The following is a 25,737-nucleotide window of genomic DNA, read 5'->3' on the forward strand; positions in this document are numbered from 1 at the left end:
AATTGCCATTTGTTATTCACTAAATCTTTAACCCAAGCAGTTTTTTATAATGAAAAAAATGATGTTAAACAAAATTACTGAAAATACAATAATCTCCGATTCTTTGTTAGCTCATAAAATATACTGGCTAAATAAATTATCTAAAGAAATACCGGAGACTAACTTTATTATTGATTATGTTAGACCTGTATTTTTTAGCAGCAAGAATAGGTATGTTAATTTTGAATTATCGAATGATTTGTCTGAGAAAATCATTAAATTAGCAAATGGCTCTTATCTATCAATATATTTAATACTTTTATCGAATTTAAATATATTGCTACAAAGATACACTGGCTGTAATGACATTATTGTTGGAACACCTAATAGAAAACAAGAAAATGAAGAACTAATCAATCAAATTATCCCTTTGCGATTTAATCTAAGCAAAGAAACAGATTTTAAAAATTTGCTTTTAGAAGTTAAAAAAACCACAATCGGAGCATATTGCCATTCAAAATATCCTTTAGATAAGATACTTAAGTTATTAGATATACAAAATAATTGGAGCCGCCATCCTCTTTTTGATATAGTGATGCTCTTGGAGAATATTCATGATTCCAGTCATTTACTAGATATTAATAATGATTTAGATATTTCATTTAGGGTGATTGATAATTCCATTAAAGGCAAAATAGTTTACAATGATTCCCTGTTTCAAGAGGCAACTATTGAAAATATCATTAAAGCTTATCTCCATATCATTGACATTACTATCAATGAACCAAAAATCAAGTTAGCAGATATTTCTTTGGTTGGAGAACGAGAACAACATAAACTTTTAAAATCATTTAATCAAAACCATAAAAAATATCCTGTTAAACAATCTATTCATCAGTTATTTGAAAGCCAAGTAGAGAAAAATCATCAACATATAGCTGTAGTTTGTGAAAATAATCACCTAAGTTATAAAAAACTTAATGATTGCGCCAATCAGCTTGCTAATTTTTTGGCTAATACAGGAGTGAGAAAAGGTGATTTTGTAGGTATCATCAAAGAACGAGACATAAATTTTCTCATCGCTATACTTGCTATCTTAAAAGTGGGCGGAGTCTATGTACCCATTGATATTAGCTATCCGCCAGATAGAGTTAAATATATGCTCTTTAACAGTGAGGTAGAGATTGTATTAACAGATTATTCCTGCTTAGATAAATTAGCAGGTTTAATAGAAGATTCTCAGCACTTGCAATCTTTAATCTGTTTAGGCATCAAACCAAATGACAAAGTTTTACCCACTCTATTAAATATCAACGTATACGATCAGCTTGATTTTGAGAAATTCCCAAAAACTAATTTAGATATTCATAGTGAGGGAATCGATCAAGCTTATATGATTTATACCTCCGGTTCAACTGGATTGCCTAAGGGAGCAATTATTAGACATGGAGGTGCAATTAATCATATTTATGCTCAATATGATGCTTTAGAGTTAACTGAAAGTTTAACTTTTCTACAAAGTGCCCCGGCTTCATCTGATATTTCTGTGTGGCAATTCTTAGCGCCGATACTTATTGGTGGTAAGACAATAATAGTAGATACAGAAACTGTTTGTAATCCAGAAAATCTGTTTAAAGTTATCAAGAAAGCAAAAATTACTATCGTTGAATTAGTTCCCATTGTACTCAATAACTTACTAGATTATATTTCTCATTTATCAGAGCAAGAAAGGCTTTTACCTGACCTGAGATGGATGATGGTAACTGGAGAATCTGTACCAGGAGAACTTGTTAATCGATGGTTAGAATTTTATCCTGATATTCAGGTAATTAATGCTTATGGACCAACCGAAGCGGCTGATGATATCACTCAATTAATTATCGATAAGCCATTAACCGAAAATCAACGAACAGTTGCCATTGGTAAACCGTTAGCTAATTTAAATCTTTATATTCTTGATCAACAGATGCAGTTAGTACCTGTTGGTTTCCCAGGAGAAATTTGTGTGTCGGGATTTGGGGTGGGTGTTGGATACTGGAAAAATGAAGAAAGTACTAAATTAAGCTTTGTTTCTAACCCATTTCCTAGCATTGCAAAACCTTTACCAGGAACCAGTACGGATTTAATTTACAAAACTGGAGATTTAGGCAGGTGGCTACCGGATGGCAATATTGAGTTTTTAGGAAGGATTGATCACCAGGTAAAAATTCGTGGTTTTCGGATCGAACTAGGAGAAATTGAGGCTGTAATAGGTCAACATCAATTTGTACGAGAAAAGGTGGTTATTGCCAGAGAAGATATACCTAATCAAAAGCGTTTAGTGGCTTACATTGTTCCAAATGTTGAGGATAATCAACTGGTGTCGCAACTACGAAACTTCCTCAAACAAAGGCTACCAGATCACATGATACCCTCGGCTTTTGTGCTGTTAGAGGAACTGCCACTGACGCCTAGTGGCAAGATAGATCGGAAAGCACTACCAATGCCTGATATGCAAGGGTCTAATATAGCAGAAACCTTTGTCGCTCCTTCTACAGTTGTGGAGGAAACATTAGCCAGGATTTGGGAAAAAGTTTTAGGTGTTAACCAGGTGGGGATTCATGATAACTTCTTTGAATTAGGCGGAGATTCCATCCTCTGCATTCAGGTTATTGCCAAAGCACACCAGGCAGAATTTAATATTACACCCAAGCAATTGTTTCAACACCAGACAATTGCTGAATTAGCTAAGATAATTGGTACAAATCAAGCTATCCAAGCAGAACAGGGTTTAGTGATAGGTAATGTACCCTTAACACCGATTCAGCATTACTTCTTTGAGCAGAATTTGCAAAACCCAAATCACTGGAATGAAGCAGTATTACTAGAAGTTTTAGAACCTTGGAATCCGCAGTTGTTAAACAAGGTTGTACAACAATTACTGGTACACCATGATGCACTTAGACTACGGTTTGAACCAACAGAATCTAGCTGGCAGCAAATTAATTTTTCACCTGATGATAGTATTCCTTTCTCATACATCGACTTGTCAGCTTTACCACCAGATGCACAAGCACCTGCTCTAGAGACGGCTGCTACTAAAATACAGGACAGCTTAAACTTATCACAAGGTTATTTAATACAGGTAGCGTTGTTTAATCTGGGTGCAAGTAAAACCAGTCGCCTGTTGATAGTTATTCACCATCTATTAGTTGATGGCTTTTCTTGGCGGATTTTAATTGATGATTTTCAGACAGCCTACCAGCAGTTGAAACAAGGGCAAGAAATAATCCAATTGCCAGCGAAAACAACCTCGTTTAAACAGTGGTCTCAACGGTTGCAAGAGTATGCAAACTCAGCAATAGTAGAACAAGAAATCGATTATTGGCTGATGAAATCCCGCGAGCAGGTGTCTCCCATCCCAGTAGATTATTCGGGAGGTGCGAATACTGAGGCTTTAGCTTGTACGGTGTCAGTAAAGCTGAGTGTGGCAGAAACTCAAGTTTTGCTCAAGGAAGTGCCTGTGCTATATCGCACCCAAATTAACGATGTTTTATTAACGGGACTTGTACTGGCATTTTCCCAATGGACAGAGAAGACATCGCTGCTGATTAACCTAGAAGGTCATGGACGAGAGGAAATATTTGCTGATGTCAATCTCTCACGGACTGTAGGTTTGTTTTCGTCTATTTTCCCTGTACTTTTGGATTTGGGAGAAGTTTCTCGTCCAGGGGATGCGTTGAAAGCAATTAAAGAGCAGCTAAGAAGTATTCCAAATCGAGGAATAGGCTATGGCGTGCTGCGGTATCTCAGTAATAACGCGGTTGTGGTTAATTCCCTAGGGTTACTTCCACAAGCGGAGGTTGTTTTTAATTATCTTGGTCAATTTGACCAGACATTATCTGAGTCATCGCTTTTGAAATTGTCTCAAGAGCCTATTGGCCCACAAAGCAGTCTAGAAAACAACCGCAGTTACTTACTCAGCTTCAATAGTTTTGTAGTTGGTGGTCAATTGCAACTGAATTGTACTTACAGTCAGGCTGTTCATTGTCAGACGACTATAGAAGCTTTAGCTCAGGAATTTGTAGAGGCATTGCGATCGCTCATCGTTCACTGTCAGTCTCCTGATGCAGGTGGCTTTACGCCTTCAGATTTCCCCCTAGTACAGCTAAGTCAAGACGAACTCGATCAAGCATTAGGAATAGTTGAGTTTTAAAGAGGATGTATAAAATGAAGTCAAGAAATATCGAAGATGTTTATCCTCTATCTCCGATGCAACAGGGGATGCTATTCCATAGCCTTTTTGCTCCTGGCTCTGGGGTTTATATCGGACAAATCACCTATGAATTACATGGAAGCTTGGATATCTCAGCCCTGGAGCGTTCTTGGCAGCAGGTTATCGATCGACATCCGATTTTGCGGACTGCATTTGTCTGGGAAAATTTAGAAAAGTCTCTTCAAGTAGTTGGTCGGCATGTCAAACTACCACTGCTACACCATGATTGGCGCGGGTTAGCTCCTAGTCAACAACAAAAGCAACTAGAGATTTTTCTGCAATGCGATCGCCATCAGGACTTTGAATTGTCCAAAGCTCCACTGATCCGCCTCAGTCTGATTCAATTTTCCAATGAAATCTACCAATTAATTGTGAGTCACCATCATTTGGTGCTGGATGGATGGTCTTTGCCCTTACTATTTAGGGAAGTCATAGCCTATTATGAAGCATTTCGTTTTGGGAAAAAGCTATCTTTGGAACGCCCTCATCCCTATCGAAATTACATCGCTTGGTTACAACAGCAGGATATAGTTCAGGCTCAGAAGTTTTGGCAGGATTATCTTCAGCGTTTCACTACACCAACTCCTTTGGTAGTTGATAAAGTTGCTGATACTTTAGTTAATCAAAATCAAACTGCTGCCGTACAACAGATGCGGTTATCGGCAGAAAATACAGATGCACTCCAATCCTTTGCTCGCCAGCATCGGCTGACTATAAACACAATTGTCCAGGGTGTTTGGGCTTTGCTATTAAGCCGTTATAGCAATGAAAAAGATGTAGTTTTTGGAGCTACTTCTTCCGGTCGTCCGGTGGATTTGGTTGGATCTGAATCGATTGTAGGGAACTTGATCAACACCTTACCTGTGCGGGTGAATGTAGATTTTGATCAGTTGATTCTGCCTTGGCTACAGCAGCTACAAACTCAGCAAATCGAGTCAAGGCAGTATGAATACAGTCCATTGGTAGATATTCAAGGGTGGAGTGAAATTTATCGGGGAGTACCACTATTCGAGAGTATTATTGTTTTTGAGAACTATCCAACAGACGCCTCTCTACAAGAGCGGGCTGGGGATTTAAAGATACGTAAAACTTATTCGATCTTAGAAACAAATTATCCCCTGACAATCTCTGTGGGAGTTTTTTCAGAGTTTTATATCAATATTTTATATAACGCCCATCGTTTTGAAGTAGCCACTATCACCAGAATGCTGGGGCATTTGCAGACAATGCTCACCAGTATTATTGTTAATCCCAAGCAGCATCTGGCAGACTTACCGTTATTAACAGAGGCAGAACGGTATCAGGTACTCAAAGAATGGAATCACACTTCAGCAGAGTATGCATTAGATAAGTGTATTCATCAGCTATTTGCAGAGCAGGTAGAACGGACACCTGATGCTATTGCGGCAGTATTGGCAGAGCAAGAATTAACTTACCAAGAATTAAACACTAAAGCGAATCAGTTAGCTTTTTATTTGCAAAAACTAGGTGTTGGGGCTGATGTTTTGGTAGGAATTTGTGTAGAGCGTTCTTTAGAAATGGTGGTGGGACTGCTGGGCATTTTGAAAGCTGGTGGTGCATATCTGCCACTTGACCCAAATTATCCCCAAGAACGTCTGGAGTTTATGCTCAATGATGCTGATGTATCGGTGTTGTTGACTCAGGAACGGTTGGTTGGGTTGCTTCCCAAACAGCGGCAGATTGTCTGCTTAGATAAAGACTGGGAAGTTATTGCTCAACAGAATAGTTTCACTCCAGAAAACACAGTCCAACCGGATAATTTAGCATATGTTATTTATACATCAGGATCTACGGGAAAACCCAAGGGTGTGACAATTTCTCACCGCTCCCTTTGCAACCATACATTATGGATGCAGGCTGAATTTCCCTTAAATGAATCAGATCGGGTTTTGCAAAAAACAGCTTTTAGCTTTGATGCTTCTGTTTGGGAGTTCTACGCACCATTGTTAGCTGGTGGACAGTTAATTTTAGCTAAACCAGGGGGACAGCAAGACAGCGCTTATCTTGTGGAATTGATTGCTGAACAAAAAATTACGATTTTACAATTAGTTCCTTCTCAGTTGCGAGTGTTGTTGGAGGAACAAAAGATACAACACTGTCAAAGCCTGCGACAGGTATTTTGTGGTGGTGAAGTATTAGCGATTGATTTACAAAATAAGTTCTTTAAGCTTTTGCCTGGTGTAGAACTGTGTAATCTCTATGGGCCAACAGAAGCTACTATTGATACGACTTACTTTAAATGCAAATATGAAGATGAGCGGCCAGTCGTACCGATTGGAAGTGCGATCGCAAATGTCCAAATATATATCTTAGACTCCCACCTCCAACCTGTTCCCATCGGTGTACGGGGTGAAATCTACATCGGTGGTGCAGGTTTAGCGCGGGGTTATCTCAACCGCCCAGATTTGACTGCTGAAAAATTTATCTCCAACCCGTTCTTTGCTGGCACACGACTGTATAAAACAGGTGATTTAGCTCGTTATCGCCCAGATGGTACTGTTGAATTTTGCGATCGCATCGATGGGCAAATCAAGCTTCGAGGCTTCCGCATTGAACTAGGAGAAATAGAAGCACAATTAAGGCAGCATTCAGCAGTAAAACAAGCTGTAGTCTTAGTTAGGGAAGATTTCCCCGGTGAACAACGTTTAGTAGCTTATCTTATTCCCATCCCAAATCATGCCCCTACAGTCAGCGAACTGCGTAATTTCTTAAAGCAGAATCTGCCTGACTACATGATACCAACGGTGTTTATCCTGTTAGATACTCTGCCATTTTTAGCTAATGGTAAAATAGACCGCCAAGCATTACCAGCACCCGATAACGCCAGACCAGATTTACAAGAAGTTTTTGTCGCCCCATGCACTCCAATTGAAGAAACTCTCGTGCAGATATGGTCGGAAGTTCTGCGAGTAGAGAAAGTTGGTATTTATGATAACTTTTTTGAGTTGGGTGGAGATTCTATTCTTAGCCTGCAAGTAATAGCTAAAGCTAATCAAGCGGGTTTACAGCTAACTCCTAAACAGATATTTGAATATCAAACAATTGCCGATTTAGCATTAGTAGCAGGTACAAATAAAAAAGTTGAAACTGAACAAGGCATTGTTACAGGTTTTCTGCCCCTAACGCCTATTCAACATTGGTTTTTTGAACAGGAACTTATTGATTTCCATCATTGGAATCAGGCAGTAATCCTGGAAGTTAATCAAACTTGTGAACCAATTTTATTAAAGCAGGTTATTCAGCAATTATTCATTCATCACGATGCCCTACGTTTGCGGTTTGTGCAAACAGAATTTGGTTGGCAATCAAACATCGCTGCTCCTGACCAAATTACACCTTTTTCGATAATTGATTTGTCAACCTTACCCCAAACTGAACAGAGACAGGCGATTGAGGCTAAAGCGACTGCACTACAAGCCAGCCTGAATTTATCAGATGGGCCATTATTGCAAATTGCTTTATTTGTACTAGGTGAAAACCAACCAGATAGACTGTTAATTATCATTCATCATCTCGCAGTTGATGGGGTCTCTTGGCGAATTTTATTAGAGGATATACAAACGGCTTATCAACAACTTAGTCATGGTAAAAAAATACAACTGCCGGCTAAAACTACTTCAGTGAAACAGTGGTCTAAAAAACTGCAAGAATATGCTAATTTAGAGACCGTACATTCAGAAGTTAATTACTGGCTGAGTCAGTCTAATAAACACATTTCTCCTTTGCCTACTGACTACCCAGCCGATAAAAATACTGTAGCTTCAGCTTGCACAGTTTCAGTTACTCTTACTCAAGAAGAAACCGAATCTTTATTATCTGAAGTACCAGCAGCTTATCAAACTCAAATTAATGATATTTTGCTGACTGCCCTTGTCCAAACTTTTCAGCAATGGACTGGTAAAAGTTCGCTTTTAGTTAACTTAGAAGGTCACGGACGGGAAGACCTTCTAGAAAATGTTGATTTATCAAATACAGTCGGTTGGTTTACTACTATTTTCCCGGTTTTATTGGATATCACAGCAGTTTTTGACCCTGGAGACGCATTAAAAGCAATAAAAGAGCAATTGCGGAGTATTCCCCATCGAGGCATTAACTATGGCGTATTACGTTATCTCAGTCAACAGCCAATTGCGAAACAACTGCAAGCCTTACCCCAAGCAGAAGTGACATTTAACTACTTAGGTCAGTTTGACCAAGTAATTTCCGAATCATCGATGTTTCGACCGGCTGCTGAATCCACTGGACAAACTCAAAGTCCAAAGGGAAACCGTAACAGCCTGCTAGAGGTGAATGGGTTAATCGTGGGTGGTCAGTTGCGGCTAAATTGGACTTATAGCAAGGCATTGCATCAACAAACAACAGTAGAAAAGCTAGCTCAAGGATATATCGAAAAATTGCAGCAGCTGATTGCTCACTGTCAATCCCCCACTTCTGGAGGCTACACTCCCTCTGATTTCTCCCAAATGCGCTTGAACCAAGAAGAACTCGATCAGTTAATTGCAGAACTCGACTAAGCCTAAGGTAACTTTTAATGAATAAGAAGAATATAGAAAATATCTATCCCCTTTCCCCTACCCAGCAAGGGATACTTTTTCATACTCTCCGCGCCCCAGAATCAGGAGTGTATGTTGTTCAAAGTTGTTATACCTTCAGCAAATCTGTTAACTTTACAGCTTTTAAACAAGCTTGGGAACAAGTCATCAATCAGCACCCAATTTTACGCACTTCTTTTCACTGGAAACAGCAAAAAGAACCTTTTCAAGTAGTATATAAATCTGTAGACTTACCTTGGCAAACAGATAATTGGCAAGAGTTATCTGTAGTTAAACAGCAAAAGCAACTAGAAGTTTTATTAGCAGCAGACTATCAGCAAGGATTTGATATTTCTCAAGCACCATTAATGCGCTTGACATTTATTCAAGTAGCCAAAGAAACTTACCATTTTATTTGGAGTAGCCACCATTTAATTTTAGATGGGTGGTCTGCGGCTTTGGTACTACACCAAGTTTTTCAAGCTTACGAGGCACTTTGTCAAGGACAAGTTTTAACATTACCACGCTGTCGTCCATATCAAGATTATATTGCTTGGCTGCAACAGCAAAACTTAGTTCAAGCGGAAACATTTTGGCGTCAGATTCTCAAGGGTTTTACAGCACCTACTCAACTGAGTATAGGGAATTTGTCAAACAATTCAGCAACAGGTTCTGGAGAAGAATTAACCAAGCTATCACCAGCGACAACAGCCGCGTTGCAATCTTTGGTAAGACAGCACAAGTTAACCTTAAACACCTTGATACAAGGGGCTTGGTCTATACTCCTCAGTCGTTATAGCGGTGAAAAAGATGTAGTTTTTGGAGCTACTGCTGCTGGTCGTCCACCTGCATTAACAGGTTCTGAATCAATGGTGGGGCTGTTTATCAACACTTTGCCAGTAAGAGTACAGATTTCTGGGGAAGAGTTATTAATTCCCTGGCTGCAAAAACTCCAAGCGCAACAAGTAGAAGCGCAGCAGTACGAATACAGCCCTCTGGTACAAGTGCAGGGGTGGAGTGAAGTTCCTAGAAATTTGCCTTTGTTTGAAACTATTTTAGTATTTGAAAACTACCCTGTAGATGCTTCCTTAAAAGTAAAAGCTACAGAAATGCAAATCCATGATATTCGGTCTGCGGAATCAACAAATTATGCCATCACTCTGTCAGTAGAAGTAAGTACAGAGTTAAAGCTAGAGATTTTATATGATCGCACTCGTTTTGATGCAGACACCATCACCCGCATCTTAGGTCATCTGCAAAAATTATTAGAGAGTATAGTTACAAATCCTCACCAATCTCTGTCTTCATTACCTATATTGACAACAGCCGAAATACATCAACAGTTGGTGGAATGGAATAATACCCAAACAGATTACCCCCAAGATAAATGCATTCATCAATTATTTGAGGAACAGGTAGAAAAAACACCGGATGCAGTAGCTGTGGTGTTTGAAAATGAACAACTCACCTATCGAGAACTTAACCAGCAAACAAATCAATTAGCTCACTATTTACAAAAATTGGGTGTTTCTCCAGATGTATTGGTAGGTATTTGTGTAGAGCGCAGCTTGGAGATGATAATCGCAGTTTTGGGAGTTTTGAAAGCTGGTGGTGCTTATGTACCTCTAGATTCAAATCTACCTCCGCAGCGACTAGCTTTCATGTTGCAAGATGCAGATTGTCCAGTCCTATTGACTCAGACGAATTTACTAGATACCTTGCCCTCTTATCAGGGAAATATCGTTTGTCTGGATGCTGATTGGCAGCTGATTTTACAGGAATCAGAATCTAATTTATCTAGTAGCACTGTTAAAGCTGAAAATTTAGCATATCTCATCTATACTTCAGGTTCAACTGGTCAAGCAAAAGGGGTGATGGTTGAGCATAGAGGTGTTGTCAATGCCTACTTTAGCTGGGAAGAAGCTTATCAACTGCGATCGCTTGTACATGATCATCTGCAAATGGCCAGTTTCTCTTTTGATGTTTTTGTCGGTGATCTGAGTCGTGCTTTATGCTCTGGTGGCAAGTTAGTTTTGTGTCCTCGTGATTTTTTACTAGAACCAAAGCAACTGTATGCTTACATCTGCCAACACAAAGTTGATTGTGCTGAATTTGTGCCGACTGTTTTAAATAACCTCATACAGTATTTAGAAAGCAGTCAGCAGTGTCTCAAATTTATGCGGTTGGTAATTTGTGGTTCTGATAGTTGGTATGGCTCAGAATACCGCAAATATCAAACCTTCCTTGGGGAAGAAACACGGCTAATTAACTCTTTTGGTTTAACTGAAGCCACAATTGACAGTTCCTACTTTGAAAGCACTACGGGGAACTTATCAACAGAGCATTTAGTACCGATTGGGCGACCCTTTTCTAACACCCAACTCTATATTTTAGATTCGTGCTTGCAGCCAGTACCGATTGGTGTTTCTGGAGAACTTTACATTGGTGGTGTCGGTTTAGCAAGAGGTTATCATAATCGCCCAGATTTAACTGAAGAGAAATTTATACCTAATATCTTCAGCAATGACCCAGGAACACGTCTGTATAAAACTGGCGATTTAGCTTATTACCTACCTGATGGAAACATCGTCTTTGTTGGCCGAATTGATCATCAAGTCAAAATTCGCGGTTTCCGCATTGAACTCTTAGAAATTGAAGCAGTATTGGCAAAACACTCAGATGTGCAACAGACAGTTGTGATCGCCAATCAAAATTCACTTGTCGCTTACGTAGTTGCTAATTGCCAAAATACACCCACAGTTAGCCAACTGCGAGACTTCCTCAAGCAGCAACTGCCATATTATATGGTTCCTAACACTTTTGTGTTCTTGGAAAGCCTGCCTTTAACACCAAATGGCAAAGTTGACCGCAAAGCCTTGCCAGAAATCGATGCAACTGAAGTAAACGAAATTAAGGGCTTTGTTGTACCTCGTACCCCTGCGGAGGAAATGCTGGTGGAAATTTGGGCCAACATCCTTGGGTTAGAGAAAGTAGGTATCCACGATAACTTTTTTGAACTAGGTGGACACTCCTTATTAGCTACTCAAGTAATTTCCCAAGTGCGAAAAGCATTTCAGGTAGAAATACCACTGAGAACTCTGTTTGAAAATTCGACAGTAGCAACCTTTAGCGATCGCTTACAAACTATCCGTCAACAACAACTGGGCTTACCACCACAGTCTCTACAAGTGTGCGATCGCCCTTCAGAACTGCCCCTATCCTTTGCTCAAGCCAGGCTGTGGTTCTTGGATCAGCTAGAGTCGGAGAAATCCGTCTACAATATGCCATCTGCGGTCAAATTAATAGGCAATCTCAGTATTGGCGCACTAGAGCAAAGCTTCAACGAAATTATCAGTCGTCACGAAGCCTTACGCACTACCTTGGTCATGGGAAGCAAGCAACTGATGCAGGTAATCGCTTGCCAACAGACACTCTCATTAACAATAGTAGATCTACAAGACTTAAACGCTGAAGAGCAAGAGGAGGAAGTACAACGGTTGGCTTTAGCAGAAGCAAAACATCCCTTTGACTTAAGTATAGGGCCATTGCTGCGAGTCACCTTGTTACAGTTAAATCAGACAGAAAATATCTTGCTGTTGACGATGCACCATATTGTTGGTGATGCCTGGTCAATGGGCGTATTAGTTCAGGAATTAGGAGCATTATACGAAGGTTTTGTTTCCGGTCAGCAACCGCAACTTCCTGAACTACCGATTCAATATGCAGACTTTGCGGTTTGGCAACGGCAATGGTTGCAAGGAGAGGTACTAGAAACTCAACTCGCCTACTGGAAACAGCAACTCGGTGGCGCTCCCGCTAGCTTGAATTTACCGACAGATAGACCGCGACCTCCTGTGCAGACTTTCCGGGGAGAAACCACTAGTTTTGTGTTGTCTGTTGAGCTATCTGAAGCTATCAAAACCTTAAGTCGGCAGGAGGGAGTGACATTATTTATGACCCTGCTGGCAGCTTTCAAAGTGCTGTTATACCGCTACAGTGATACTGGCGATATTGTAGTCGGTTCACCAATTGCCAATCGTCACCGTGCTGAATTAGAACGATTAATTGGCTTTTTTGTCAATACCCTAGTGCTGCGAACTGACCTATCAGATAATCCGACTTTTCGAGGGTTACTCACTAGGGTACGCGAAGTTACCTTGGGAGCCTATGACCACCAAGATTTACCCTTTGATTTGCTGGTGGAAGAATTAAAGCCGGAGCGAGACTTGAGCTATACACCGCTATTCCAAGTCATGTTTATTCTCCAGAATGCACCAATGTCGGCTATAGAGTTGTCGGACTTAACTTTGCAGTCTGTGGAAACCAGCAGCAAAACTGCTAAGTTTGACTTGACACTCTCAATTCAGGAAAACGAGTCAGGAATTAGTGGTGAGTTAGAGTACAACTGCGATTTGTTTGATGCAACCACTATTGCCCGTATGGCAGAACATTTTCAAATATTGCTTGCGGGTATTGTGGCTAATCCCCAAGAGCGAGTTGCACAACTGCCTCTACTGACCCCAACTGAGAAGCACCGATTACTTGTGGAGTGGAATGACACCCAAACAGATTACCCCCAAGATAAATGCATTGATCAATTATTTGAAGAACAGGTAGAAAAAACACCGAATGCGGTAGCTGTGGTGTTTGAAAACCAACAACTAACCTACCGGGAGTTAAACCGGCGAGCAAATCAACTAGCTCACTATTTACAAAAATGCGGTGTCGGCCCAGAAGTACCAGTTTGTATTTGTGTGGAACGTTCCCTAGAGATGATAGTTGGGCTGTTGGGAATATTAAAAGCAGGTGGTGCTTATGTACCGCTCGACCCTGGTTATCCCCAGGAACGTTTGGAATATATCAAGCAGGATGTGCAAGCGCCATTGCTGCTTACCCAACAGAAACTGAAATTACAACTGTTCAACGAAGCAGCACAAGTGATGTGTCTGGATTCAGACTGGGAAAAGATTACACAACAAAGTCAAGAAAACCTCGTAACTGCTGCCAACGCCGACAACCTGGCTTATGTCATTTACACCTCAGGTTCGACAGGCAACCCCAAGGGAGTAGAAATAGCTCATGGCAACGTTGCCAACTTCTTAAATGCGATGCAGCAATCTGTAGGAATACAACAACAGGATGTACTGCTAGCAGTTACTACGCTGGCATTTGATATTGCCGCCTTAGAAATATTTTTACCATTAATAATTGGTGGGCGTGTCGTGATAGCTAGCCGAGAAGTTGTGAGCGATGGTGTGCAACTATCAGCATTGCTGGCGAATTCTCAAGCAACAGTCATGCAAGCAACGCCAGCTACTTGGCGAATGCTGCTGGCAGTCGGTTGGCTCTCTAACAAGCAACTCAAGATACTTTGCGGTGGTGAAGCGTTACCACGTCAATTAGCCAATCAGTTGTTACAGCAGTGTCATAGTTTGTGGAATTTGTATGGCCCAACAGAAACAACAATCTGGTCTACAGTGCATCAAGTAGAGTATGGTGATCAGCCTGTTTCGATTGGTCGCGCGATCGCCAATACTCAGGTATATATTTTAGATAGCCAGTTGCAGCCAACACCAATTGGGGTTCCGGGTGAACTGTACATTGGTGGTGCTGGGATAGCCCGTGGTTATTGGCATCGACCCGAATTAACTGCTCAACGGTTCATAGATAATCCTTTCACAATCGAGAGCGCACAAAAGCTTTATAAGACTGGTGATTTAGTCCGCTACTTAAGCGATCGCCAGATTGAATATCTCGGACGGCTTGACCATCAGGTGAAGATTCGCGGTTTCCGCATTGAACTCTTAGAAATCGAGGCAGCGCTAGCAAAACACCAAGATGTGCTACAAGCAGTGGCGATCGCTAATCAAGATTCTCTTGTAGCCTATGTAGTGGCTCGTTCTCTCAATACACCCACAGTTAATGAATTGCGGGATTTCCTTAAGCAGAAACTGCCGTATTATATGGTTCCTAACACTTTTGTGTTCTTGGAAAGTCTACCACTAACACCAAACGGCAAAGTTAACCGCAAAGATTTGCCAGCACCTGACGAAATAGCGAAAATCAAACCAGAAAAAGTCCTTAAACTACCTTGTACCCTCTTGGAGAAACAATTAGTTGCTATCTGGAGTGAAATTCTCAACATCCAACAAATTAGCATTGATGACAACTTTTTCGATTTAGGTGGACATTCTTTACTGATAGTACAGTTATTTTCTCGTATCCGAGCCGCTTTCCAAGTAAATTTGCCACTACAGACTTTGTTTGAAGCACCTACGGTAGAAACCCTCGCAGCAAAACTGGAAATAGCCCATCAAGCACAATCATCAACAGTTACTACGGCTAATCCTACTTTGAATCTCGAAGCTGAGGCTGTTCTTGATCCAGCAATAACTGCTGACGGCAAACCTATTGACTACATAACTGAACCAGCCTGTATCTTTCTTACAGGTGCAACAGGGTTCTTAGGCGCTTTTTTACTGGACGAACTTCTCCAACAAACTCAAGCAGATATTTATTGCTTAGTACGTGCAGCTAATGCTGAGGAAGGTAAGCAGAAAATTCGGCGCAGTTTAGAATCTTACTTAATTGGGAATGAATCGCAAAGTTCTAGAATTATCCCAGTTTTAGGAGATTTATCTCAGCCACTTTTAGGTCTTTCCCAAACACAATTTACAGCCCTAGCCAAGAAACTTGATGTTATCTATCACAATGGTGCATGGGTGCATCATGCTTCTCCCTACTCCACACTCAAAGCTGCTAATGTACTGGGAACCCAGGAAGTTTTGAGATTAGCCAGCCAAGTCAAAATCAAGCCAGTACATTTCATTTCTACTATTAGCGTCTTTTCTGCACCCGTGGGGACTGGAAGGCAATTGATTCGAGAACAGTCTAGCCTTGATGATTATCCTGTACCAAAAGATGGCTATACTCAAAGTAAATGGGTGGCAGAAAAGTTAGTGAATATTGCCCGTAAGCGTGGCTTGCCAGTTTCTATCTATAGACCAGGACGTATATCTGGACATAGCAAAACGGGTGCATTTAATCCTAATGATTTTTTCTACAAATTACTCATTGGGTGCATTCAATTGGGAAGTGTACCTGATGAAAAATATTTAGAAAATTTAGCTCCTGTAGATTATATCAGCAAAGCTATTGTTTATTTATCTAGCCAAAAACAATCTTCTGGTAAAGCTTTTCACTTGCTTAATTCTCAGCCTCTTGAATTAAGAACCCTATTCAATGTCATTCGTTCCTTTGGCTATTCACTGCAACAGATTCCTATTGATCAATGGCGACAAGAACTAGCAAAAATTGCTGAAAATTTTCCCAACCATCCCTTGTATTCGCTTGTACCACTTTTGTCTACACAAGAATCTACAGCCACAACTTCTCAAACCCAATTACTAAAATTCGATTGTCAAAATACTCTTGATCTACTTTCAGGGACATCTATAGTTTGTCCACCTGTAGACCATGAATTGTTTAATATCTATATTTCATACTTAATTAAAATTGGCCTTCTTAATTCATCGCAGACAAAAAGTAAAGTCTAGTTCTAAATTCAGCACATTAGACAGAATTTAAGACTATACAAATCTCGATTATAATTTCAAAACTCAAATTTTTGGTACAGCTAAAAATGAACATGACAATACCAGGCAGAGCTACTCTAGAAGGGACACAGCGTTACCAGAAAAAACATGCAAATCATTGTTCACCAGATCATTTTCGAGCATCTAGCGAATTGATTGCCAGTTCTATTGGTATTGGAACCTATCTTGGTGTATCTGATGAGCAAACAGATGATCTTGTTAATCAAGCAATCATTGAATCAGTTCGACGCGGTGTTAATTTAATTGATACCGCTATTGGCTATCGCAATCAGCAAGCAGAACGTTGCGTAGGAAATGCCATCAGATATCTTGTGCAGTCTGCTGAAGTATCAAGGGATGAATTAATTATCTGTACTAAAGGTGGTTTTCTCACCCATGAAAACCCAGAATATGTAGATTGGTTTCGTCAACATTATATAAATTCCAACAGTTTCACCATCAATGAAAAAGACTTCATTGAAAATTGTCATTGTATACATCCCGAATACTTGCGCGAGCAAATTGACTTGAGTTTAGAGAATTTGGGTGTACAAACAATTGATATCTATTATATTCACAATCCAGAAGTTCAACTTTCTGAAATTGACCCTAGTATATTGTATGAAAGATTGCGAGATGCTTTTGAGGTAATGGAAGAAGCAGTAGATAGCGGTAAAATTGCCGCTTATGGTTTAGCAACTTGGGACGGTTTGCGTGTACCTGCTAATTCTGATAAATATTTGAATTTAGCACGAATAAAATCTATTGCTAGGGAAGTAGCTAGAAATAAAGTTGATAGTTTTAGATTTATTGAATTTCCCTATAATATGTCTATGCTAGAAGCATTGCTCTTACCAAATCAGAACGTCCAAGGAGAACAAATTCCATTATTAGAAGCAGCTTATCGTTTGGGTTTAACTTCCATAGCTAGTGCTTCCCTTTGCCAAGCACAAGTTAATGGTCAGATACCAGACACAATTTCTATCGGCTTCGACGAAAACTTCAAAACTGATTGTCAACGCGCACTTCAATATACACGTAGCGTCCCTGGTCTTCTCACTGCTCTTGTTGGAATGAAAGCTCCAAACCATGTGCAAGAAAATCTCATAATCTCAGCTTATCCACTACTAGCAATGGACAAGTTTACAGAACTTACTCACGACATTATAGAAGTTTTAAAGAGGATGAAAATAGTTAGTGGAAAATCTGATTTTGACTTATCCCATCTATCTTGTATCGCCAAAAAATAACGATATTTTTCATCCAAGGAACTAGATATGAATCTTCAACCTATTGAACGCATTGATAATCCATCAGTTGCCGAATTTCAAAATGAGTTTGTCAAGCAAGACAAGCCAGTAATTATTTCTGGTGTCGCAAATGAATGGAAAGCATATTTCCATTGGAAACCTGAAACATTTAAAGCTATGTTTGGAGATGTAATTGCTCCTTTAAGAGCAAGTGACGATGAAATAGATGTTTTTTTTGGGGGATTAGGAGAAAAAAAAGTAATTACTATTGCTGATTATATAGACAGTATTTTGTCTGAACCAATAGAGGGTAAAAAACGCTTATATCTAGGTAACATTCCCTTTGATTCTCCTTTGGCTAAACCATATCTTGATCAGGTTAGACCAGATTTCGAGTTTCCTAATTACTTTCCTGAAAATAGCGGTTATGACTTACGTCTTTGGATTGGAGGAGCTAACCAAAAATCAACTATACATAATGATGACTACCATAATTTTAATGCACAGATTTTTGGAGAAAAAATATTTTTACTATTTGCCCCTGAAGAATATAAAAAACTATATGTTGAAAAGATTAATGATGGACTATGGTCAAGTCCTATTAATTCCCAGCAACCAGACTTAGCCAAATTTCCTTTATTTGATGAACTTATTGGATTAAAAGCTGTGCTTAATCAGGGGGATATACTTTTTATTCCTGCTTTTTGGTGGCATCAAGCATTTTCAATTACAACTTCTATTAATGTTAATATGTGGGTTTATACACATAAAATATGTGAATTTTGGGAACAACATCCAGCTTTTAATAAAAATATGGCTAACAGTGCCTAATACAAAAGTTTAATCGAAAGAGGAAAATACCTAAAGTGGCATTCTCTGCCACTTTAGTAGGAGAAGTAATTTGAAAAAAGAAGATATAGAACAGACTAATTTCCGCACTTTTACTCTCATCTGGGCAAGTCAGTTGTTGTCAGCTATTGGCTCAGAAATGACTTATTTTGCAATTACTATTTGGGCATGGGATGTTACTGGACAAGCTACTTCTTTATCTTTAATTCTTTTCTTTAATCAAATACCAAAGTTATTCACTGCTCTATTTATCGGCGTATTTGTTGATAGATGGAATCGCCAGATGTTAATGATTATAGGAGATACGGTAACTGGTATCTCGACGATTGCTATCCTATTAATCTTTTTAGCGAATCATCTGGAAGTTTGGCACATCTACGTCATTGCGCTGATTATTGGGCCTTTTCGTCATTTCCAGTATTTTGCTTTTTCAACTTCTATCTCTACCCTTGTACCAAAACAGCATTACACGCGAGCTGTTGTGATGACTGAACATATCGGGGGGTTTGCTTCAAATATCATAGCACCAGGTTTGGCTGGCGCAATTTATTATGTAATGGGCTTGCAAGGTATCCTGACGATTGATATTGTCACATTTATCATTGCACTCTGCACCATTTGCTTAGTGCATATACCCCAACCTCTAGTTAGTGAAGTTGAACAAAAAGACGCAAAAATTTGGCAAGATATAACTTTTGGGTGTCGCTACATTATCCAAAATCCAGGTTTACTAGCTCTCCTACTGTTTCTAGTAATTTTTCACTCAGTTGATTCCATTCTTCTAGGAATACATTCGTCTTTTATTTTGGCTCGGAGTAATAATGATGCCGGCGTGTTTGCTAGTGTGCAGTCTGCTATTGGTTTAGGTGGTCTAGTTGGCGCTGTGTTATTGAGCGTTTGGGGTGGATTTAAGCGCCGCATTGATGGTTTATTGCTAGGTACAATATTCTACTATGGCCTGATGGTAGTATTTACCTTAGTCAATCTGCCTGCACTTTGGATGATTATCGGCTTTTTGGCAACTGTTTTTTGGCCATTGATAGCTAGTTCTAATCAAGTTATTTGGCTGTCTAAAGTACCACCGAATGTACAAGGACGGGTATTTACTACTCGCTATCTGCTGACTTTGATAGCTTCGCCGATAGGACTGGCGGTCTCCGGGCCGCTAGCTGATAATTTTTTCCGACCGGCGATGATGGCTGGAGGTAGCCTATCACCTATATTTGGCGGCTTATTCGGTACTAGTTCTAGTTCAGGGATAGTACTTCAATATAGTTTATTCTCTTTATTGGGTGTACTTCTTGGTTTAGCTGGGTATAGCTGGCGTAAATTGCGAGACGTAGAAATTATTGTGCCTGACTACAAGAGCGATTAAATTTAAGCCACGTTGTCACAAGCCATCAAAGTAAACGGATGCTCTGCTCTACAGTTGCACAGATACTAACAGGACTTACGCAACTGGCACGGCTTTGTAGGGTGCGTCAGATGTCAAAAATCTGTTTATTTGCCAGATTTATCGAGTCTGACGCACCCTACAATCGATGTTTATTCTAAATCACTCAAATACTACTGTCCTATTTCCATAAACTAACACGCGATTTTGTAAATGCGATCGCACTGCTCTGGCTAACACCACTCTTTCCAAATCCTTCCCCTTTCTCACCAAATCGTCCACTTCATCACGGTGACTTACCCGCACCACATCCTGCTCAATAATTGGCCCGGCATCTAAATCGGCAGTAGCATAATGAGCCGTTGCCCCAATAATTTTTACACCACGTTCAAAAGCTCGGTGGTAAGGGTTTGCACCGATAAAAGCTGGTAAAAATGAGTGATGAATATTGATAATTAGCGGAAACTGGCTAATAAAGTCTGCACTGACAATTTGCATATATTTTGCTAAAACAACTAAATCAATCTTGTAATGCCGCAGTAATTCTAGTTGTTTAGCTTCTTGTTCTTGTTTATTGTCCTTAGTAATGGGAATATGTTGAAAGTCAATTCCAAATTGATCTGCTACCACTTTTAAATCAGGATGATTGCTAATAATTAAGGGAATTTCAGCAGTAAACTCTTTAGCCCGTTGTCGCCAGATCAAATCAAATAAACAATGGTCTTGCCGACTAACCCAAATAGCAATGCGAGGCACGGTATCAGAAAAGTGCAGTTCCCACTTAGCCCCTAAAGGTTGACCAATAGAATTAAATGCTGGGCTAATCAAATCTCTGGGCAAATTAAATCCATCTAACTGCCATTCTATGCGGGTGAGAAATAACCCAGCGGCAAAATCTGTATGCTGATCTGCATGGATGATATTACCACCATTAGAATAGATGAAATTGGCAAATTTCGCCACCAATCCCCGCTGGTCAGGACAGGAAATTAGCAAAGTTGCTTTTGAATTTTTCATGAAAATATGGCAATAATTAATAATTACTTATTTGCTGGTTGTCGGAGTTGGTTGGGGACTGATGGGTGTAGGTTTTGGCTCAATGTTAATTTCGGGTTGTTTCCACTCTGATAGCTCTCGGTTAACTGCATTGCCAAAATCTGTAGAAACCAACAGCAAATTGATATTTCCATTTGGTTTAGCAGCAGGGTCAACTTGAGCATACAAGAAACGCTTGTTATAATCGGGTCTACCTAAAATCAACTGATGACGTTGCTGATTTTTTAGGTTGATGCTGATAGTTGCCTGGGGTTGATCTAAACCAAATTCTCCCAGTTGGTTGTCGGAGGTTGATAAAGTGTTATTGTTATTACCTTTGACCAACAAATCCAGCAAATAAGAGACAATAGCATCATTTGCTGGTGCCGATATTGGAGATTTGATTAACCACTTGGGCTTCTCAGATTGATTGTTGCGTTCTAGATTCAAGGCGTAATTTTGATTTTTTACTGTCAAAGACTGGACATCATCGGCGGTAAAAGCGAAAAGTTGCGGCTGTTTATCCTGATTTTCTGCTTGTTGAGTCGCACCTTGAATTTCATGGAAGTAAACAAACCCACCTAAAGCTAGGGCTAGTAGTATCAAAATTAAAGTGGTTCGCGGCAATTTCATGTTTAGTCAGTTATCAGTTATCAACAGCTAATAATTAACGTCGTCGCCACCAAATAATACCCTGAATTATCTGTGTAAATCTCGTGGTTTATCTGTGGTTCCATTTTCCTAAAATTGACTTTTGTACTCTTGTGTATTAACGTCGTCGCCACCAGATAATAGCTGCGGTGACTAAACCAACTAGGGGTAAAACCAACAGAGAAGACAAGATTAAAAGATTAGCTTGGTTAGTTGACAGGGTGATGCGACGATTTTTCGGTTCTTTGGGGCGAATCGAAAGGGGTTGCTGATCTTGCTGACTCAGCCAAGTAACGGAGTTGAGGAAGACATCTCCATTTAGTTGCTGCTGAAATAAGCCATCGGTAGCAAAATCTGAATTTCCTAACACTACCAATCTTGATTCGGTGGGAGTGGGTGCGGGTTTGGGTTCGGCTTGATTTGTTGGTGTCGGGCTAGGTTGACTTTGAGGTGTTGGCGATGTTGTTGGTGTCGGGCTAGGTTGACTTTGAGGTGTTGGTGATGTTGTTGGCGTCGGGCTAGGTTGACTTTGAGGTGTTGGTGATGTTGTTGGCGTCGGGCTAGGTTGACTTTGAGGTGTTGGTGATGTTGTTGGCGTCGGGCTAGGTTGACTTTGAGGTGTTGGTGATGTTGTTGGCGTCGGGCTAGGTTGACTTTGAGGTGTTGGTGATGTTGTTGGCGTCGGGCTAGGTTGACTTTGAGGTGTTGGTGATGTTGTTGGTGTCGGGCTAGGTTGACTTTGAGGTGTTGGTGATGTTGTTGGTGTCGGGCTAGATTTGGCTGTTAGTTTTCTTTTAAACGCCATGCCCAAAGTCAGAGGCCCTTTGAGGTCTTTACCTTCGTTAAACTCTAACTTTTCGTTTTGTTGGTCGCTTTCTGCCCAACTGTTGGGATAGGGTTTGGTTCGCAGTAGGGGAGTTGACTCAACACCAGCCACTGGGGTAATTTCCAGAGGTCGGGCAACAGGGTAAAAAGAAATGCCGTTACCAAAATCTTTGGTGATTGGATGTTGTCCGTATTCTGTCACTAAGGGGGCAGCAGGGCCAAGTCCTAGGCTTTCTCCAGAGACATCAATTGCTAAACGATTATCTAGGCGCACTCCCCACTCTTTTAGCAGGTTGTCAATTTTAGGATCGGTTTTGGGATCTATCATCAGCAGTAAGTTACCGCCACGATTGAGATAATCTTGTAAGGCTTTGACTTCACCCTCAAATAGCGATCGCGTGGGTCCAGCTACGATCAAGACAGTGGCATCTTCCGGAATTTTGGCATTGTCTGCTAAATTCAGCGGTGAGGTTGTGAAGTTTTTGTCACCTAATGCCTGAACCGCTTGTGAGACTGCCTCTTTGCCGGCTGATAGTTGGTGTTCGCCGTGACCTTGGAGGAAATAAACTTTAACAGTAGTTGGACTGATGATTTGTTGCAGGCGATTAGTTAATCTAATTTCTGTGAGGCGTACATTCTGATTTAATACATCTACTAATTGCCGTTTATCCCCAGATTCTAGGTAAACTTCACCAGGTTCTTTGACGGCAAATTTTTCTGCTAGTCCTGGTTTTGCTTGGGGATTAATGTACTCAAAGGTAAACTTTGAACTTTGCCGCTGATAATTTTCTAGTAATTCTCGGTCTTGGGGATTTTGAGTTGTGTCGAATATCCACACCTTAACTGGCTGTGGCAAAGTCCGCACCAATTCCCGTGATTGAGGGGCAAGGGTAAACAACTGGGTTTCTGTTAAATCTCTTCGCAGGTGGTAGCGAGTACCCAAAAAGTTAATTAATCCCAAAATTACCAAGACGGCGATAGTTGCTATTAGGGCATTAGTCCCGGCTTGGGTAGAACGACTCCTCCACCATTTACTCTGCTGGGTTTGCCAGACTATCCACAACCCACAGATGACAATGCCCGTAATTAGAAATGCTAAGGGGATTCGTCCCCAGGTTTCCGAGATTAACCCAGCTGTTAAGCCGACAACAACACAGAAGGGGCCCAGCCAAAACAGAAATGTCCAAAATTGCTTTTTTGCGAAATTAGTCATTGGTCATTGGTCATTGGTCATTGGTCATTGGTCATTGGTCATTGGTCATTGGTCATTGGTCAATTGTCTTTGCTAATGACTACTAACTAATGACTAATAACTAATTACGTTGGAAGCGTAGGGCATCTATTGATTGGGCGGTGAGAAAGATGCCCAAAACAATGTAACTGGCAAATAAAAGCAAGGCGCTGGTGTCGAAAATGCCTTGAACTAAGATGTTGTAGTGTTTGAGTAACGACAAATGACCCAAGGCTTCACCCAGGGGGCCGGGGATAGTTTTGGCGATCAAATCAACGAATAATAGCAATAAAATTACGGCAAAGGTGAGGACAGCAGACAAAATTGTGCTGTCTGTTAATGAGGAAATAAACATTCCCAAGGACAATATTGCCGCTGCTAGCAAGATTAAGCCCAAATGACCCAGTAAGGGAATTGTGGGTGACATTGGTGGATTTGAGCCGTTGATGGCGATCGCTTCCAAGACTAGCATCGGCATCAGCATAGTGATAAAAAACGTTAGCACTCCTAATAACTTACCCACCGCTACTGCCCAATTGGTGACTGGTGACGTGGCTAAAAGTTCCAAAGTGCCCCGCTTGCGTTCTTCGGCGTAAAGTCCCATCGAGAGAATTGGCAGCACGAACAACAACAGCCACCCCATCCGGTCTAAAAATGCCCGCACAAATTCGTAAGGTACATCTATCGGCGGTATTGGTACTCCTAATTGTTGCCCTTGTAAATCTATGTCGGCGACTGCTGGCAAAATCCCATCTGGGCCTAGCAAAATCATGACTAGGAATAACCCTGCGATGAACCAAAACGCGCCTGCGATCGCATAAGCCAAAGGTGAAACAAAATAACTCTGTAACTCTCGGCGATAAATGGCAATAATATTACCCAGTACTATACCCATTTATGGGGTTTCTCCTTCTATGGCTGCTGCTGAGTCTACTTCAGTCTGCAAGTTCTTTTCTTCCGTAGTCAATTGCAAAAACACATCTTCCAGAGTAGCGCTGACTCGCCGCATTTCATTTAAACTAAATCCTGCACGCATCAAGGCTGTAGCAATATCCCGTCCTGGTTCTTTTCCCGGTTGCGATATTACCCGCAGATAGGCGCGGTTATCTTGGGGGGAACTATGCATGAGCGCCGTCGGCATTGATTCTACCAGACTGACACCGGAGATATTTTGCAATACTTGTTTTGCTAAAGCCGCTTCTCCCACTATCTCTAACTCATATCCTGAACCCCCTGACAACTGCGCCATCAGGTTTTCTGGGGTATTAGTCGCGACTATTTGACCACGATTAATGATGGCGACACGGCTGCAAGTCATGCTCACTTCTGGCAGAATGTGGGTAGACAGAATAATGGTGTGCGTCCCTGCAAGGCTTTTAATTAAATTCCGCACCTCGATGATTTGCCGGGGATCAAGTCCGACGGTGGGTTCATCTAAAATGATCGCGGGTGGATCATGAACGATCGCTTGGGCGATGCCAACTCTTTGACGATATCCTTTAGACAGTTTGCGAATAATTACCCGGCGTTTGTCTTGTAAATTGCAGCGTTCCATCGCTGCTTTGACCTTGTTGGGGCGATCGCCTGCGGGTACTCCCTTAATTCGCGCGACAAAGTCCAAAAATCCCTCAACTGTCATTTCGGGGTATAACGGCGGTGTTTCCGGTAAATAGCCGATTCTCTGGCGCACAGAGAGGGAATTATCATGGACATCATAGCCGGCAATTCGGGCTGTACCGCTGGACGCTGGTAAATAGCCGGCTAAAATTCGCATGGTTGTAGTTTTGCCAGCGCCATTCGGCCCCAAAAACCCTAATATTTCCCCTGGTTCAACCCTAAAAGTGACATCATTTATCGCTGGGGTAGAACCGTATATTTTACTTAAATGTTCAACTTCAATCATCGGTCTGCTAGCGATCGCAATTTAATATCCACAATAGTGGCATTTTCTCCACATTCTTGTCTTGCGGCTACCATGTTAGCTTTCTCACACCACCTCCCATTCCTGCGACCCCTTCCAAGTAGGGTGCGTTAGGGAACGCACCTTCATAAAATTATCCATGCGTCTCTTCGACAATTAAATATGCATTATCCAAAACCCTTATAGAGACCTTGCATGCA

Annotated in this window: 11 protein-coding genes; 6 read left to right on the forward strand and 5 right to left on the reverse strand. The window is 40.9% G+C overall.

Annotated elements, in window-relative coordinates; genetic code table 11:
* Positions 1 to 58: 58 nt before the first annotated feature.
* The 6 genes from CYLST_RS34280 (at position 59) to CYLST_RS07340 (ending at position 19,856) form a co-directional block, all read left to right on the forward strand.
* Positions 59 to 4,174, forward strand: a complete 4,116-nt coding sequence (locus CYLST_RS34280) for a non-ribosomal peptide synthetase (RefSeq protein WP_157162546.1) — start codon at positions 59 to 61, stop codon at positions 4,172 to 4,174.
* A gap of 14 nt (positions 4,175 to 4,188) precedes the next feature.
* Complete coding sequence (locus CYLST_RS07320; RefSeq protein WP_015207071.1) at positions 4,189 to 8,769, forward strand: non-ribosomal peptide synthetase; 4,581 nt, start codon at positions 4,189 to 4,191, stop codon at positions 8,767 to 8,769.
* A gap of 17 nt (positions 8,770 to 8,786) precedes the next feature.
* Positions 8,787 to 16,343: a non-ribosomal peptide synthetase gene (locus CYLST_RS07325; RefSeq protein WP_015207072.1), complete on the forward strand. Its 7,557-nt coding sequence runs from the start codon at positions 8,787 to 8,789 to the stop codon at positions 16,341 to 16,343.
* Between the two features lie 86 nt (positions 16,344 to 16,429).
* Positions 16,430 to 17,632 carry an aldo/keto reductase gene (locus tag CYLST_RS07330; RefSeq protein WP_015207073.1) on the forward strand — a complete coding sequence of 401 codons (1,203 nt, stop codon included), beginning with the start codon at positions 16,430 to 16,432 and terminating at the stop codon, positions 17,630 to 17,632.
* A 27-nt stretch (positions 17,633 to 17,659) separates the two neighbouring features.
* Positions 17,660 to 18,463: a cupin-like domain-containing protein gene (locus CYLST_RS07335; RefSeq protein WP_015207074.1), complete on the forward strand. Its 804-nt coding sequence runs from the start codon at positions 17,660 to 17,662 to the stop codon at positions 18,461 to 18,463.
* 70 nt (positions 18,464 to 18,533) lie between these two features.
* On the forward strand, positions 18,534 to 19,856 hold the full coding sequence (locus CYLST_RS07340) for an MFS transporter (protein WP_015207075.1): 1,323 nt from the start codon (positions 18,534 to 18,536) through the stop codon (positions 19,854 to 19,856).
* Positions 19,857 to 20,036: 180 nt separating this feature from the next.
* On the opposite strand, the gene purU is transcribed toward CYLST_RS07340, so the two are convergent.
* From purU to CYLST_RS07365, 5 genes are all read right to left on the reverse strand, one after another.
* Complete coding sequence (gene purU, locus CYLST_RS07345) at positions 20,037 to 20,891, reverse strand: formyltetrahydrofolate deformylase (RefSeq protein ID WP_015207076.1); 855 nt, start codon at positions 20,889 to 20,891, stop codon at positions 20,037 to 20,039.
* A 27-nt stretch (positions 20,892 to 20,918) separates the two neighbouring features.
* Positions 20,919 to 21,542 (reverse strand): DUF4340 domain-containing protein, encoded by a 624-nt coding sequence (locus CYLST_RS07350; RefSeq protein WP_015207077.1) that lies wholly within the window; start codon positions 21,540 to 21,542, stop codon positions 20,919 to 20,921.
* A gap of 136 nt (positions 21,543 to 21,678) precedes the next feature.
* A complete protein-coding gene (locus tag CYLST_RS07355; RefSeq protein ID WP_015207078.1) occupies positions 21,679 to 23,598 on the reverse strand; it encodes a GldG family protein in 1,920 nt (639 codons plus the stop codon).
* Positions 23,599 to 23,698: 100 nt separating this feature from the next.
* Positions 23,699 to 24,511 carry an ABC transporter permease gene (locus CYLST_RS07360; protein ID WP_015207079.1) on the reverse strand — a complete coding sequence of 271 codons (813 nt, stop codon included), beginning with the start codon at positions 24,509 to 24,511 and terminating at the stop codon, positions 23,699 to 23,701.
* Positions 24,512 to 25,519, reverse strand: a complete 1,008-nt coding sequence (locus CYLST_RS07365) for an ABC transporter ATP-binding protein (protein WP_015207080.1) — start codon at positions 25,517 to 25,519, stop codon at positions 24,512 to 24,514.
* Positions 25,520 to 25,737: the final 218 nt, after the last annotated feature.

It is taken from the genome of Cylindrospermum stagnale PCC 7417, assembly GCF_000317535.1.
Classification (GTDB): Bacteria; Cyanobacteriota; Cyanobacteriia; order Cyanobacteriales; family Nostocaceae; genus Cylindrospermum; species Cylindrospermum stagnale.

Excerpts from the sequence above, each read along its gene's own strand:
- CYLST_RS34280 (WP_157162546.1), top strand. The coding sequence starts at position 59 with ATGATGTTAAACAAAATTACTGAAAATACAATAATCTCCGATTCTTTG.
- CYLST_RS07320 (WP_015207071.1), top strand. The coding sequence starts at position 4,189 with ATGAAGTCAAGAAATATCGAAGATGTTTATCCTCTATCTCCGATGCAA.
- CYLST_RS07325 (WP_015207072.1), top strand. The coding sequence starts at position 8,787 with ATGAATAAGAAGAATATAGAAAATATCTATCCCCTTTCCCCTACCCAG.
- CYLST_RS07330 (WP_015207073.1), top strand. The coding sequence starts at position 16,430 with ATGAACATGACAATACCAGGCAGAGCTACTCTAGAAGGGACACAGCGT.
- CYLST_RS07335 (WP_015207074.1), top strand. The coding sequence starts at position 17,660 with ATGAATCTTCAACCTATTGAACGCATTGATAATCCATCAGTTGCCGAA.
- purU (WP_015207076.1), bottom strand. The coding sequence starts at position 20,891 with ATGAAAAATTCAAAAGCAACTTTGCTAATTTCCTGTCCTGACCAGCGG.
- CYLST_RS07350 (WP_015207077.1), bottom strand. The coding sequence starts at position 21,542 with ATGAAATTGCCGCGAACCACTTTAATTTTGATACTACTAGCCCTAGCT.
- CYLST_RS07355 (WP_015207078.1), bottom strand. The coding sequence starts at position 23,598 with ATGACTAATTTCGCAAAAAAGCAATTTTGGACATTTCTGTTTTGGCTG.
- CYLST_RS07360 (WP_015207079.1), bottom strand. The coding sequence starts at position 24,511 with ATGGGTATAGTACTGGGTAATATTATTGCCATTTATCGCCGAGAGTTA.
- CYLST_RS07365 (WP_015207080.1), bottom strand. The coding sequence starts at position 25,519 with ATGATTGAAGTTGAACATTTAAGTAAAATATACGGTTCTACCCCAGCG.